This window comes from Roseibium sp. MMSF_3544, assembly GCF_030732845.1.
GTDB lineage: Bacteria > Pseudomonadota > Alphaproteobacteria > Rhizobiales > Stappiaceae > Roseibium.
In genome coordinates this window covers 24421-38396 of the sequence record NZ_JASHKA010000002.1, presented here as the reverse complement: position 1 = coordinate 38396, position 13976 = coordinate 24421, and the positions used below count along the sequence as shown (strand labels likewise).

Annotated in this window: 15 protein-coding genes; 10 read left to right on the top strand and 5 right to left on the bottom strand. The window is 57.2% G+C overall.

Translation table 11 applies throughout. From position 1 onward, the window contains the following. Positions 1 to 36 precede the first annotated feature (36 nt). The gene (locus tag RBB47_RS02915) at positions 37 to 897 is read right to left on the bottom strand and encodes a class I SAM-dependent methyltransferase (protein ID WP_305984240.1); all 861 of its coding nucleotides are present in this window, start codon (positions 895 to 897) and stop codon (positions 37 to 39) included. A 75-nt stretch (positions 898 to 972) separates the two neighbouring features. Continuing rightward, positions 973 to 1719 (bottom strand): SOS response-associated peptidase, encoded by a 747-nt coding sequence (locus RBB47_RS02910; RefSeq protein WP_305984239.1) that lies wholly within the window; start codon positions 1717 to 1719, stop codon positions 973 to 975. Positions 1720 to 2117: 398 nt separating this feature from the next. Between RBB47_RS02910 and RBB47_RS02905 the strand changes: the two genes are divergently transcribed. The 5 genes from RBB47_RS02905 (at position 2118) to RBB47_RS02885 (ending at position 5145) form a co-directional block, all read left to right on the top strand. Further along, positions 2118 to 2630, top strand: a complete 513-nt coding sequence (locus RBB47_RS02905; RefSeq protein ID WP_305984238.1) for a hypothetical protein — start codon at positions 2118 to 2120, stop codon at positions 2628 to 2630. Between the two features lie 35 nt (positions 2631 to 2665). Next, positions 2666 to 3088, top strand: coding sequence for an NUDIX hydrolase (locus RBB47_RS02900; RefSeq protein ID WP_305984237.1), 423 nt, complete (start codon positions 2666 to 2668; stop codon positions 3086 to 3088). 131 nt (positions 3089 to 3219) lie between these two features. Continuing rightward, complete coding sequence (locus tag RBB47_RS02895; protein ID WP_305984236.1) at positions 3220 to 4233, top strand: DUF3179 domain-containing protein; 1014 nt, start codon at positions 3220 to 3222, stop codon at positions 4231 to 4233. A gap of 38 nt (positions 4234 to 4271) precedes the next feature. Then, positions 4272 to 4682 carry a TIGR02301 family protein gene (locus tag RBB47_RS02890; RefSeq protein WP_305984235.1) on the top strand — a complete coding sequence of 137 codons (411 nt, stop codon included), beginning with the start codon at positions 4272 to 4274 and terminating at the stop codon, positions 4680 to 4682. A gap of 190 nt (positions 4683 to 4872) precedes the next feature. Beyond that, positions 4873 to 5145: a hypothetical protein gene (locus RBB47_RS02885; protein ID WP_068407121.1), complete on the top strand. Its 273-nt coding sequence runs from the start codon at positions 4873 to 4875 to the stop codon at positions 5143 to 5145. A 58-nt stretch (positions 5146 to 5203) separates the two neighbouring features. Here the strand turns inward: RBB47_RS02885 and RBB47_RS02880 are convergent, their stop codons facing one another. Then, on the bottom strand, positions 5204 to 5866 hold the full coding sequence (locus RBB47_RS02880; protein ID WP_305984234.1) for a LysE family translocator: 663 nt from the start codon (positions 5864 to 5866) through the stop codon (positions 5204 to 5206). A gap of 182 nt (positions 5867 to 6048) precedes the next feature. Here RBB47_RS02880 and RBB47_RS02875 point away from each other — a divergent pair, with 182 nt between their 5' ends. The 3 genes from RBB47_RS02875 to RBB47_RS02865 all read left to right on the top strand — a co-directional run bounded on the left by RBB47_RS02875 (position 6049) and on the right by RBB47_RS02865 (position 8311). After that, positions 6049 to 6726 carry a hypothetical protein gene (locus RBB47_RS02875; protein ID WP_305984233.1) on the top strand — a complete coding sequence of 226 codons (678 nt, stop codon included), beginning with the start codon at positions 6049 to 6051 and terminating at the stop codon, positions 6724 to 6726. Between the two features lie 120 nt (positions 6727 to 6846). Beyond that, positions 6847 to 7299: a cysteine rich repeat-containing protein gene (locus RBB47_RS02870; RefSeq protein ID WP_305984232.1), complete on the top strand. Its 453-nt coding sequence runs from the start codon at positions 6847 to 6849 to the stop codon at positions 7297 to 7299. Positions 7300 to 7438: 139 nt separating this feature from the next. Beyond that, entirely contained in the window at positions 7439 to 8311 is an 873-nt protein-coding gene (locus RBB47_RS02865; protein ID WP_305984231.1) for an NUDIX domain-containing protein, read from the top strand. Here RBB47_RS02865 and RBB47_RS02860 read toward each other — a convergent pair. Next, complete coding sequence (locus tag RBB47_RS02860) at positions 8308 to 9240, bottom strand: LysR family transcriptional regulator (RefSeq protein ID WP_305984230.1); 933 nt, start codon at positions 9238 to 9240, stop codon at positions 8308 to 8310. The genes RBB47_RS02865 and RBB47_RS02860 overlap by 4 nt on opposite strands. 100 nt (positions 9241 to 9340) lie before the next feature. Between RBB47_RS02860 and RBB47_RS02855 the strand changes: the two genes are divergently transcribed. Then, positions 9341 to 9748 (top strand): RidA family protein, encoded by a 408-nt coding sequence (locus tag RBB47_RS02855; RefSeq protein WP_305984229.1) that lies wholly within the window; start codon positions 9341 to 9343, stop codon positions 9746 to 9748. 432 nt (positions 9749 to 10180) lie between these two features. Then, the gene (locus tag RBB47_RS02850; RefSeq protein ID WP_305984228.1) at positions 10181 to 13255 is read left to right on the top strand and encodes a tetratricopeptide repeat protein; all 3075 of its coding nucleotides are present in this window, start codon (positions 10181 to 10183) and stop codon (positions 13253 to 13255) included. 51 nt (positions 13256 to 13306) lie between these two features. Here RBB47_RS02850 and RBB47_RS02845 read toward each other — a convergent pair whose 3' ends face one another. After that, on the bottom strand, positions 13307 to 13960 hold the full coding sequence (locus tag RBB47_RS02845) for a class I SAM-dependent methyltransferase (protein WP_305984227.1): 654 nt from the start codon (positions 13958 to 13960) through the stop codon (positions 13307 to 13309). Positions 13961 to 13976 lie beyond the last annotated feature (16 nt).

Here is a 13976-nt window from a genome sequence, read left to right as displayed (position 1 = left end):
TCCAAACCAAATTGACTTCATTTATGAGTCCGTACCCTAACGCAACCGGGCAATGACAAGGTGCCCGGGTACCGGATCACCTTCTTCAAGCCGGACGGTTATCGGCTCCATGGCGAGGCACTCGAAGCCGGCCGCCTCGAGCGACGTACGGATATATCCCTCCGCCTGCGCGAACCGGTTCTTGGGTCCCACCATGTAGGAGCGACCGTTCAAGACCTCGTCGGGGAGTGTTTCGGTTGAGAAGGCGAGAAAGCCTCCGGGCGTCAGACGTCCGGCCGAGTTTTCTAGAAAGGGTTCGACGGCTCCCAGGTACGGGAAGACATCGGTTGCTGCTATCAGATCCCAGTGCGGGCGCGCGCCGCCTTCTTCCTCGAAATCAGCCAGAAATTCCACCGCCTCGCCGACATAGAGATCGTCATAGACCTCTCTGTCGAAGGCCAATTCAACGATCTTTTCCGACAAGTCGACACCGGTCCGATGGGACGTGCAATCCGAAAGCGCCATCCCTGTCAGCCCCGTCCCGCACCCGAGATCAAGCAACCTTTCGAACGGCCCCGCTCCGAGGCGCTGGATCAGGTCCCGCAAAAGCAGCGGTACGCAATAGCCGAGTTCATCGACCAGGATTTCGTCGAAAACGTCTGCATGCTGATCGAAGAGCGTGGCAACATAAGCATCCGGCATTTTTTCCGGTGCCGCGTCGGCACCGATGGCTGCAAGACGCACGCTAGCGCCGCCGGTGTCTTCCGGGTCCAAAGCGAGCACTTGCCGAAACGCCTGCTCAGCGCCTTTCAGATCGCCCGACTTCTGCAGCGCAAGTCCGCGGTTATAAGCCTGGGCAAGCGCATCATCTTCCTCAATGTCGTCCAAGTTCGATGAACTGTTTTCCGTTTCGCTCATACCGCCTGCCTGACTGATTTTTTCTCCCACTACACCGGTGCGCGATCCTTTGCACGGTAATTGTGACGGCGAGCATTAAAACAGGTCGAGCTGGCTGTCGTCCGGTTTGGACGCTTCTTTCGCTCCGGTCTTCTTCGTCGGCTCTGCAGCTTCATCCAGATCGACGGGCGTTTGAACATCAGCATCGTCATTGACGACCTTGTTCACGCGCGTGGATATCGGCGTCGCTACGAGAAATTCGTCCTCGACCGGCATGAGCAATTTCTTGGCTTCGCGCGCATCGACATTGGCCGTGTCGAGCCAGGTCTCGAACGCATCAGGCTTCAGGATCACCGGCATTCGGTGATGGATCTCCGACATCATGCGGTTGGACTGGATTGTCAGGATCGCGCCCGAATCCATGTCGCCGCCATCCGGATCGGACCATGTGTCCCACAGACCGGCGAAGGCCATGATGTCCCCTTCCCTCGGCTTGATCCAGAAGGGCTGTTTGCCATGCTGCGTGCGGCGCCATTCATAAAAGCCAGTTGCCGGTATCAGGCACCGGTGGTGACGCATGGCCGCGCGAAAGGACGGTTTTTCGGCTGCCGTTTCCGCCCTTGCGTTTATCAAAAGCGTGAAACTTGCCGGATCCTTGACCCAGGACGGGATAAGCCCCCAACGCACCAGATGAAAGCGGCGCTTGCCGTATTCATAGCGGACCGTTGCGATTGGCTGGGTCGGCGCGATGTTGTAACGCGGCGGAAAATTCGGCTTTTCGGCATACTCGAAGAAGTCTCTTACGGCATCCGGCGGGGTTGTCAGCGCAAGTCGGCCGCACATCTGATTTCTCCACAATTCGCAGCGCTCGATATGCGCCGGCGACGTCTCGCCGCACCCAAGTTGCCTCCAAGTTAGGCAATTGGAAACAAAAAAGAAGTAGCCTAGGCTCAGGACCCATTAATTTGACTGAATTGGTAGGGATGAATTTGTTCGGATACGAGGCGCAAAGCTGCAGGAAACCGTCCGGTTTCCAAAGATTTGCAACGACGTTGCCGGGCAAATTCACCCTATCCTGAAGGGACGCAAAAACGGCTTCGATCTGCGGCGTCAAACCGCTCAACCGGGCAGGAAGCCCGCTAGTCGCGCTTTTCCTTGCAGCTCATCGCCGTTTGCTGCGCCAATTCAACCAAATTAATGGGTCCTGACCCTAGCGCGAAGTCAATAATCAGGGGGCAGGTATGGAATGTTTGGATCCAGTTTTGGGCGCCGGAGATCTGGCCGCCGAACGGCTGGAGCAGGCAAACATCAACCCGCAAACCGGTCTCGCCACTGATTATCTCAACCATTTCAACGAAGTCATGATGCTTCTTGAAATGCTTCCCGATATGCCCGACTGCGCTGAAGATGTTCTTGAATGGGAACCGCTGGATTATGAGGGCCATTTCGAGAATTCAACGTTCAAGGACAAACAGCTGGCGATCAGGGCCTATTACGCGGCCCCCGGCTTTTTGAGAGAACACCTGGAAGCCCATGTCGCCGGCATCAACGAACTTGTCGGTCAAATCCAGGCCCAGTTGCGCCAGACCGGCGACGCCGCATCGATCGCGCCGGAGATCGCCTATCGGGCAACACATGAGATCAAGCCGCTGATCGCCCTTGCAGGCGCTGTCATTCACGGCCATGTTGAGCCGGAAGCCACGCAGCATGAAGGTGATGGTGCCCAGGCGGAAATCGACGCGCTGTTCGCCTAAGCCATATTCTTGCTTTTCTAGTTCGAGAAACGCTTATGTCCCGGTTTTATCCAGATGCGCCGCGCGTGGGCGTCAGTGTCCTGTGTCATCGCGACGGGCACGTGCTCCTGATCAAACGCGGCAAGAACCCTTTCAAGGATCACTGGAGCCTGCCGGGCGGTCTCGTCGAACTGGGTGAAACCCTGGCGGAGGCCGCCGCCCGTGAACTCCGGGAAGAGACCGGCGTCGAAGCCCTTATCGGCGAACCGGTCGAAAGTTTCGATTCCATCCAGCGCGATGACACCGGCAAGGTCCTCACACATTTCGTTCTGACCGTCTTTTGCGGGACTTTCCTGTCCGGGGAAGCGGTTGCAGGCGACGATGCAGTCGAAACCGAGTGGGTTCATCCCGAAGAACTCGATGGCCGACCGACCACACCCGGAACGCCGGAGCGGATCCGGCGCCACATACCCGCCTGACTGCACTAGGGTACGGACTCATAAACGAGGCCCTACCCTAGGCAAACCTTCACGGAGGTTTGCAGAACCGTGATTCCCAATTGCGCCTGAGCTCTGAGAGCATTCCGGAGATCCCAGCTCCGGAGGCAGTCATGCGGTCTGCAGACCCCATCAAAGGCGTTTTCCTGGCCTTTGTCCTGATATTCACGTCGGTGTCGACCGCAACGGCGGATCCTGACAAATGGCGCCGCGCGGGGTTTTCGACGGACTTTTCCATATCAACCGTTGATCTGGGGACGATCTTTTCGGGCGGTCCGCCCAAGGATGGCATTCCGTCGATCGACGAACCGACATTTCAATCGGCAAGCGGCGTAGACTGGCTTCAAGACCCGGAACCGGTCATCGTTCTGGAACTGGACGGCGAGGTGAAAGCCTATCCGCTGCAAATTCTCATCTGGCACGAGATCGTCAATGACCGGATCGGCAACAGGCCGGTTTCGGTGACCTACTGTCCCTTGTGCAACTCTTCCATTGTCTTTGATCGACGTCTCGACGGCGACATTCTCGACTTCGGAACGACCGGACTCTTGAGGAATTCGGATCTGGTGATGTACGACCGCCAGAGCGAGACGTGGTGGCAGCAGTTCACCGGAGAAGGGATCGTCGGCACCCACGCGGGGCGCGAGCTGAAAATGATCCCCTCCACGGTCGCCGCGTTCGAGACGTTTCGCAAAGACCACCCGGATGGGCAGGTCCTGGCGCGTCCTCCTTCACCCCGGCGCGATTACGGCTCCAATCCTTATGTCGGCTATGACAGCCGGTCGGCCCCTTATCCGCTTTACCAGGGTGATCTGCCCGACAACATCAATCCAATGGTGCGCGTCGTTGTTGTGCGGGATGAAGACGAGACCTACGCGGCAACACTTGATCACGTCAGAACGTCAGGCAGCGTTGCCTTTGCCGACGCTGTTCATCTTCGCTGGACCGGTGAGCAGGCATCCATACTCGACAAAAGGGAGACGGAACGCGGCCGGCCGATCGGTTCTGTCGAGGCAGTGAGGATGGACGCAAACGGGGACACGCCACTTGTCCACGATGTCACCTTCGCGTTTGTGGTGCATGCCTTCCATCCAGAGGTACCAATTCTTGGGATCACTCAGCCGTAACGCTTGCGGAGCACCCTCGCCGCGCGCATGATCCGGCCATGAGGAACAAATGCGCCCCTAATTTCCTGCACCGGATAATCGTTCTGGCGGTGCTTGGGTCGACGGCACCTTCACAGGTTGCATTCGCCCAGCAGCCCGGGATCGATGCCCCGCCCTACGAACAGCAGCTCATGCGATTGTCGGAAGTCTTTGGCGCGCTCCATTTTCTGCGGCCCTTATGCAAAGAAAACGATCAGCCGACCTGGCGCGACCGGATGGAAGATTTTTTGGACGCAGAAACGGTCGACGAAAACCGGCGGCGCAGATTTATCGAACGGTTTAACCAAGGATATCGTGGATTCTCAGTCGCTTACAGAGAGTGCACCGACGCAGCCCGTATCGCAATGGGACAGTATCTGAGCGAGGGCGAAACGATCATAAGCGACGTTACCAGCCGCTATGGCCGATAAATCCGGGCAAAAACGTCGAAACGTTACGAGTTGGTTAACCTTTTGAATCAAATTTGTGGGTGGCCGTTAAGTTTGCGTTCACGGTTGCTTATCAGCGCGGATCGCCGTGCTAGGATCAGATCATGAGATTCGGGAGAGGGACACGCGGGAGTTGTCTCCTCGGGTTCGGGACAGACCGGTAAGGGAACGAATGATAAACGACGATTATGCTGAAGCGGCCATGGAGGCCGAGTTCGCCGAAGACGAAGACATCAGACGCGCCGCTCTCGGCTTCATTTCAGATGCCTGGGCGGAAGCCATCGCCAATGGTGTCGATGCCGACGCGGTTGCACATGCCGCCATGTTCACCGCGCTTGCCGATCTCGTTGCAGCCTACGGCGAGGACGCCGTCGCCAAACTTGCCGAGGGACTGCCGGATCGCATTCTTCAAGGTGATTACACGGTGAACCGGGTCCTTCAGTAGACCTGCCGTCCAAAACGATACATGAAGGCCGGATCATCCGGCCTTTTTTATTCCCGGTTCAAGACCGCCAGAAACTTGCGGCGTGGCTGAACCCGTCCAGCGCAAGGCTCATGTAAATCAAGGCGCCGAAGGCGACTAGGACAAAGCCGGCAATGTGATTGGCCCGGTCCAGCCACCGGTCGTCGATCTTTGCTTTGAAATGCGACACCGTCGCAGACACGGTGACCCACCAGGTTGTCGCCCCACTCGCGACACCAGCAACCATCATCAAGGCACCGAAGTGATCGCCGTGTGCTGGACGGTAGTCGCCTAGTCCGCCGAAAATCGCAATGAAAGCCAGAATTGCGCCAGGATTGGTGATTGCCATGAAAAAGGCTGCGGCCGAGTCGCCCAAATAGCTGTATTCCCGGTCGTTGCCGTCTTTGTCCAAATGCGGATGCGTATTCCAGATCTTGATGCCGAAAACAATCAGAAGCGCGCCGCCGACAACCTCGATGAGACGGAATTGGCCTTCGACGAAGTTGGTGATTGCAGAGACACCAAAGATGGCGGCAATTGCGAAAATCGTATCCGCGACCACTGCGCCCAACCCGACAAAGACGCCGTGGCTGAAGCCGCTTCTGACGGCGTGCTGGATGGCCATGACGTTGACCGGACCAACTGGCGCTGTCGTCAGAATGCCAATAAAAAATCCGATCAGAACGTATTCCAACACTGTCACAGCCGGCCCTTTGTTTTAGACCTTGGATTTTTTATGAAAGCCTCTTCCCGCCCGAAATTGGTCTCGCGGGCCAATCACAAGGACGGAAAATACGCTCAAGCTGTTTGAACTCTCGCACGAATTGTTTAAGGAATGTCCCATAAGGGCGATGGGGCGGCAAATCGCAATTACGGGAGTTCGCCATGGGACGGACAAAAACGGCGGCGGTTCTGGTTTTCTGTCTCTTTCCGGCAGTCGGCCTGGCCAAGAACGTCACGACGGAAACCATCCCGATTGGTCCAGAGCCGACCCAGCAATCCGCGCCGATACCGGACGATCAACTGTCTGTTCCGCAAAGCAGCGATGAACCGGCAACACCGGCTGGCAACAAGGCTGCCGCCCCTGCCGACCTTGCTGCACCCCAGGTTCTCTACAATACCTCCGTTTTGCCGAAGCCCGTGGCGCGCATGCACGCGCAACTTCGTGAAGCTGCCCTTCTGGGCGACATGAAGCGGATGCGCATGGTGCTTGAGAGCAACGAGCTGCCGCCAACACTTTCATTCGGCGACATCGATGATCCGATCGATTTTCTGAAACAGAGTTCAGGCGACGGCGAGGGTTTCGAGATCCTGGCGATACTGGCGGACACGCTGGACGCAGGCTTCCTGCATGTCGATGTCGGGACGCCGCAAGAGATGTATGTGTGGCCGTATTTTGCCCGCTATCCGCTTCAAGACCTGACGCCGGACCAGAAGGTCGAAATGTACCGGATCATTACCGCGGGCGACTATGCCGAAATGGAAGAATTCGGTGCCTGGACGTTTTATCGTGTCGGCATCGGTCCCGATGGAACCCTGCATTACTTTGTGGCAGGCGACTGATACGATTCCACCTTAAGGCAGTTCGCGCGCGCGGTTCCGATCAAAGCGAAAATGCGGTAAAATTCTCAGGCAGGGCACAGATCAGCCAACGTTCACTCACCATGAAGGGAGATGGAACAAATGGGCAAAAAGATCACGTCTGCCATGTTCGCCATGGCCCTTGCCGGCGCAACGACAACAGGTAACAGCTCCCCCGCTCAGGCCAGCTCGCTCATGACCGCGTGCTCGCCGGATATCGCCTCCCTTTGCAAGGGCGTGCGGGAGGGGCGTGGACGCATTTCCGCGTGCCTTTTTGCGCACGGCAACAGAATCTCGCCGGCATGCAAACCGGAAGTCACGAAAGTTGCAAAAAGAATGGCCTTTGAACCCAAGGTCCCAGCAGGCGCGCGCAGCGGGACCGTCCGGGTTGATGAAGCCAAACTGAAACAGGTCTGCGCATCGGATATCAGGACCCATTGCAGGAGCGTTGCGCCTGGCAAGGGGCGATTACTGGCCTGCATTTATGCATGGTCAAACAACGTCAGCACGACGTGCCGAAGCGAGGCCCGTGCAATGATTGAGGACATGCGCTGACCCGGCTGTCTCGGCGAGTGTTTCTTGTTGGCGACCGTCTTGTGACAGCCGCCATCGGCTTGGATATGCTTTCGGTGTTAACAGACGTCAGGATCTGGTGGGCGCACGATCATCGCCCGATGACTGTCGGGAGGCATCTATGGAGCTTTTGATGCTGTGCGCCGGCGCTGCGATGAAATCGTGGAACGGCCCGGACATCGACCGGCCCTTGCGGAACAAGGGAAAGCGTCAGGCGCAGAAAATCGGCACCTGGATGGCGGGGAACGGCCTCAAGCCGGACATGACAATTACCACCAGTGCGCTGCGCGCGCAGGTGACTGCCGAAAAGGCCCTTAAGGCTGCAGGCTGGACGGCTCGCAACATCACACTGTCGGCGGAGCTTTCCGACGGGCATGTTCCCGAATTGCCAAAAGAAGGCAGGCCCCTTCTGGTCGGACTTGCCGGGCAACTCCGGGAAGTCTTGCGGAAAATGGGGCTTGATGCGGATCCCGGACCTGGCGTTTTCCTTTGGCTTTCGCAAGAAAATGGCGACACACGTCTTGTCAAACGTGTCGACCCGAAAGATCTGCCTGACCTCTTTCCTTATCCCACCCCCAACGGTTCCGATCAGCGAGAACGGCCGGCGTATTACTACACCCAGTCTTCTGTCGTGCCTTTTCGCCGGACAGGTGGCGGTACTGAAATTCTCATCGTCGGGTCGAGCGGCGGCAGCCGCTGGGTCGTTCCCAAGGGAATTGTCGAACCGGGGCTCGGTCCTGCCGCATCAGCCATGAATGAAGCACTGGAGGAAGCAGGCGTTAAGGGGACTGTCGGCACCGCGCCCCTTGGGACCTATGCATATGAGAAGTGGGGCGCGACCTGCGAAGTAACGGTTTATTCGATGGAAGTCACCGAAATCCTCCCCGATGACGCCTGGGAGGAAAAGCACCGGACCAGGAGATGGGTCTCGCCGGAGGACGCTGCCTCCCTCCTTCATCAAACGGCTCTCAAGGCTCTGGTGACAAAGGTTTAAGGCGGTCGATTACCATTACCGCAGGACGAACCATTTCGATTGAGGTGCTCCGCCAGCATGTCGATGAAGCGCCGGACACGCGGTTCGAGCAGCCGTTTGTGCGGATAAAGCGCGATGATCGGGACAGAGCCGCACTCGGCCAGCGGCAATACCTGTTCAAGTCGGCCCGCTGCAAGGTCTTCTTCAACGACGAGCCGGGGCAGCAAGGCGATTCCCAATCCAGCAAGAGCAGCCTCACGCAGCGCTTCGGCGCTGTCGAGCTTCAAACGCGCATGACCCTGCAGGCGGATCCAGGGGCCGCCTTCGTCCCTGATGCGCCATCCCTGATTTTTGCCTTGGTCGCCAAACAGAAGAAGATCAAATGCGTCCAGTTGTTCAGCACGCAAAGGACGTCCGCCGCCTTCAAAATAGGCCGGCGCAGCGCAAAGCACCGGCACGTCGGTCAGCAGCGTTCTTGAAATAAAACCTTGACCAGGTGATGTGACACCGACCCTGATTGCAAGATCGAACCCTTTCTCGATCATGTTGTCCACGCGGTCTGAAAACCCGATTTCAACCCGCATTTGCGGCCACTTTTCCAGAAAACGCCGGACGACGGGCAACAGAATGCGGCGACCGACCGCATCTGGCGCGGTGATGCGCAAAGTCCCGCGCGGAATTCCCGCGTCGGCAGAAAGGCTCAGATCCGCTTCCTCGATCGCGGCGCGGATTGCTTGACCGTGCTCATAAAGCTTCCGGCCTTCTTCTGTCATATCCAGCGCGCGTGTTGTCCGGTTCAAAAGGCGGGCACCATAGGCGTCCTCAAGCCTGGCAACCGCCTTACCGGCGGTTGAGCGGGAAAGCCCGAACGCCCTCCCCCCGTCCACGAAACTTCCAGTGTCGACGACGGAAAGAAACACAAGAATATCATTTACCTTCGAACCGAGCATGCAACCTCTTTGCAGAAATTTGTTCGCTATTGAGGCGAATACAGTTCGGCAAATGATAGCGCTACAGGTGACGTAAATCTGCCATTTTGAAAGGATGATTATGTCAGCCCCGATCTTGCGTCTTAATCCGAACAGCCTGCCCGACGCCGGGAAAGTCGGATATTCCCAGATTTCCGTTGCCGAAGCCGGCCGTTTGGCCTTTGTGTCAGGCCAAGTCGCCTGGAGGGCCGATGGCGGAGACGTCCCGGCATCGCTTGTTGAGCAAACAGAGATTGTCATTGAAAACCTGCGACATGCACTGACAGAAATCGGCAGCACGCCTGAGGACATTGTTCACATGCGCATCTACGTGACCGACCTGACGCCGCAGTCGCAGGAAGCGGTAATGCCGCTCATTCTGGACTTTCTGGCAGGCGCGCTGCCGAGCCTTACCGGTATCGGCGTTGCCGCACTGGCCGCGCCGGACTTGAAGATTGAAGTTGAGATGGTGGTTCAGGCTTCGGCCTGATCCGCAAAATCGCGATTGCAAAAGACCGCCGATTCCAGATCTAAGCGGGTCGGCAAGGTCATGATGCCGCCCTCAAAAGGATTCGCCTATTTTTTAGCCTGTACAATTAGTCACCATTACTTTTCCTATAGAGAATTACTTTTTCAAGTTTAATTTTCCAAACCTAAGTATTTTGCTTTCCTTGACGCTGGAATATCGATTTTATCTTATCATTACATCAATTTAACTTCAGACTTCGCGAAAATCACTTATCTATCAGACATCTCACGGGGACAGACGGGAGCTAGTCGAGCGTTGGTAGAAAGTGACGTCATAAATTTGGGTCAGCAAAGCAGCCCTTTGGAAGAGACCCTGCAGTCAGGCTTGCCCTGGCCAAAGGCCTATTCGTGCCTGCTTGCACAAGTAGAGAAGAGGCTGGGTGCCGAGGGAACGATGTGCCTGAGCCGCGAACTGCGTGGCGGCAAGTCCGGTGCGCAGGTTCTGGTTGCCGATGTCCACAGCTCAGATTACACGGGGCAGGCTATTTTGAAGCTCGACAAGGCCTGGGACCCGGTGCACGGCGGACGCCCGGAACCGGAACTGTTGATGCAGGCCATCGAGAGCTCACCGGAGTTTGCAGGACAGCATCTTCCAAGATTGCTCTATTCTTTCCATGACAGAGACCAGTTCGGCATTTTGCTGACGATCGCCGGCCGTGGTCTGGAGTATGCTGATCCCTGGCCCGATGTCCCGTTCGAAAAGCAACTGCCCGTTATCCGGCATCTGTCAAAAGATCTGCTGGCGGAGTGGAACAAGAACTACAGGCTCAGTGACGGCATTCATATGCCGCAGGATCTGCTTTCGTCCTGGCTTGGATACAGGTTGGTCACCGGCTCGGGAGGACGTATTCACACCTTCTTGTCGAAGGAGTGCGGTCTGGACTTTCATGATCCGAGCTTCACTTTCGAGGGACAGTGGTTTCCAAACCCACTGGCCTTCGCGGAAGGTGTTGTCGATCTGCACGACCGGCTGCATATCCGTGCCGTCAAAGGCCATAGCCATGGTGATTTACACGGTATGAACCTGCTGGTCGGACAGGAAGACCCGGCGAACCCGGACTATTTCCTCATAGATCTTGCAGACTACGACTCGGACCAGTTTCTGTTCTTCGATCACGCTTATTTCGAACTCTCGCATCTGCTGATGTCCAGAAAAGACCGGGACGCCGCGTATTGGGAGGGCCTGTTCGAAAACTTGAGCCACCGCAACAGGCACAAGACGGCGCGCGGGCTGCAGGCCGACGACCTGGGTCTCATGGAGATCGTGAGCACCCTTCGAAGCGGCATCAAGGACTGGATCGAAACATACGAACCGGATCGGCTTTCTTTCATGGAAAGCCAGTGTCTTCTTGCAAGGGTCGCTGCAGGTCTCAACTTTGCGCACAAGAACATCGACCCGCGCATGCGGCGGATCGCCTTCCTTTACGCTGCCTTGAGCCTGAAAGACTATCTTCAGCTCAACAGGGTCGACTGGCCTAAGCACGGCCCGTCCTTCTCGATAGGCTGCGCAGAAGCACCGGAGCGAACTACAAGCCAGGCACTGCTCCCTGAAAAGCGGCAGGCCACCTCACGCTCCAATACATCTGGCCGCGACATCACGACAGCACGCGCTGTACCCGTCTCCGCGCCTAAGGCGCTTTCGAAGCAGGATCACAATCGCCACTCGTTCTTCGACGAGTTGCGGCGGCGCAACGTCGTCAAGGTCGCGGCGGGCTACATTGTTGTTGCGTGGCTCTGTCTTCAAGTTGCCCTCGTTCTGCAATCAACCCTGAAGCTTCCCGAGTGGACAGACAGCCTGGTTGCGACGCTTCTCGCGCTTGGCTTCCCGATTGCCTGCGTGCTCGCCTGGGCTTACGAGCTGAGCCCGACCGGTCTCCAGAGAACGACCGAACTCGGACAGCAGGCGCCACCATCAAAGTCGGAAACCGCGCTCAACTACCTTCTCGGCATCGGTGTCGTGCTCATCCTGACGATCTCCGTTGCCAACCCGATTTACGGTCGTTTTCTGCCGAGCCTGAACGAGCCCGTGATTGGCGACGATCACAAGTCGATCGCCGTCCTGCCGTTCAAGAACCTGAGCCGGATGGATGAGTCCGACAACTTCAGCGATGGCCTGACGGTCGAGCTCATGAGCACCTTGGCTCGAACCGGTCAGTTTCGTGTGCCCGGCCTGAGTTCATCGTTCAGTTTCAAGGACAAGAACGAAGATCTGCGCGTCATCGGAAAGGAGCTGGGTGTCGATTACATTCTTGAAGGAAGCGTCCGTCACGTCGACGGTGACTTCAGGATCGAAGCGCAGCTTGTCGAGGCAGACGACGGGTTTCTGATCTGGTCGGACGTGTTCGACGAGTCGCAGGAAGACCTGTTTCAGATTCAGGAGAAAATTGCCCTGCAAGTCGGTGAAGCGCTGAACACACCATTGCAGATCACGGCAGATGCGCTCATGGAAATACGCACGTCCAACGCAAGGGCCTACGAGCTATTCCTGCAAGGGTTGGGCCTCTACCAGCAACGCGGTGCGGCTTTGCAGGAAGCTGCCGACCTTTTGAACGAAGCCGTCAGTCTTGATCCGGATTTTGCTGCCGGCTGGGCAGCGCTCTCGCTCGTCTACAATGTTTACCCGAACTACATTGTCTCGGACGACGAAGGCAGGGTCGATACGGCATTCATGTTGTCCCGGTCGCAGGAGTTTGCGTTGAGGGCAAATCTCATCAATCCGGAACTCCCACTGGTTCAATATGCAATGGCCAACACGTTCCGCAGAAACCGCCAATGGTCTGAAGCTGAAGACATGTATCGTGCTGCCCTTGATCAGGTGCCCGATGCATATGACGTGCTGGAGGACTACGCGGAGTTATTGTCGATGCTCGGTCGCCATGAGCAGGCGATTGCGATGGCCGAACACACCACGCAAGCAGATCCGTTCAACAGCGTCTTTCAATTCCGGGAGCTGGAAGCCAAGTGGGCGGCAGACCCGAGCGCGGGGAACGCCAAGAAGCTGATAGCGTTTTTCGAAGAGAAGAGCCCGCAACGCGAACCGATTGCACGGCCCATGATCGGCTACATGGTAAAGACAGGCCAAACCGATGAATTGAGGGCGCTCATCGCCGCCTGCAACGACTGCGACCCGGTCTGGAAGACCAGAGTTATGGAAATGATCAACTCCATTGGCAAAGACGCGCCCGAGGATATCTTCGAGGAATACAAGAACGACAACTTCATGGGATACACGCTGCTTAATGCGATAGGTGGACCGGATCTTGCGCTCAAGGCCTATCTCCACTACGCGCTCGCGCTGCGCCGCTCCGCTGTCTCCTATTCTGTTCCATGGACCGTCATCGACAGTGTCGGGTCAGAAGAGCAGTTCAAATTCCTCGTAGAACAAACCGGCATTCTAGACTACTGGCGTGAGCGGGGCTGGCCCGACCGGTGCCGACCGCTTGAAGGAGACGATTTTGAATGCAGCTAGGGTACGGAGTGACGGCCGGGGCGCATCAGAGCGCCATTCTCCGGGGTGAGTTTATGTCTTTCGCAGCTCGGCATAGTCAGCGTAGCCGCGGTAAAGATGCTGGAAGTCAAGTTCCGCCCCGGTCTGTCCGGCGAGACGGACAAGCTCCGCTTCAAGCTCGACCCGTGGAGTGACATGGAATGACTTCAGCCAGGCAAAGAGCATTCTCTTAAACCATCCGGGCAGGTTCCCCTGCTGGCCAAAATCGACCACGTGAATACGCCCTCCGTCCTTAAGCCGGAGAGCACCGGCAGAGAGCGCCTCGCGCCAGATCGGGATCATAGAGAGCGTATAGGAGTAGAAAACCCGGTCAAAGGCAGGGACGCCGTGGCCGCTTGTGGCCTCCGGATTTGCGGCATCTCCCTCGATCAGGGAAATTCGCTCTGTGAGGCCAGCCTTCGAAATGTTCTTTTCCGCCGTATCCAGCATGTGGCGGGAGATATCGAGGCCGAAAAAGCGGGCGTCGGGATATCTTTTCGCGGCTGCGATCAGGTTTCTGCCGGTGCCGCAACCCAACTCCAGCACCGCACCGCCAACCGGCGGCTGGAGTTCTGCAATCAGATGGTCGCGCCCGAGCAGGTAGTATTTTCGCGTGAGATCGTAAAAGTGGCGCTGGTGGCGATAGACGGCGTCCATGAGCCGGGCAGTTTCGACAGCTTCGCTCATCCTTAAATCCAAGCCG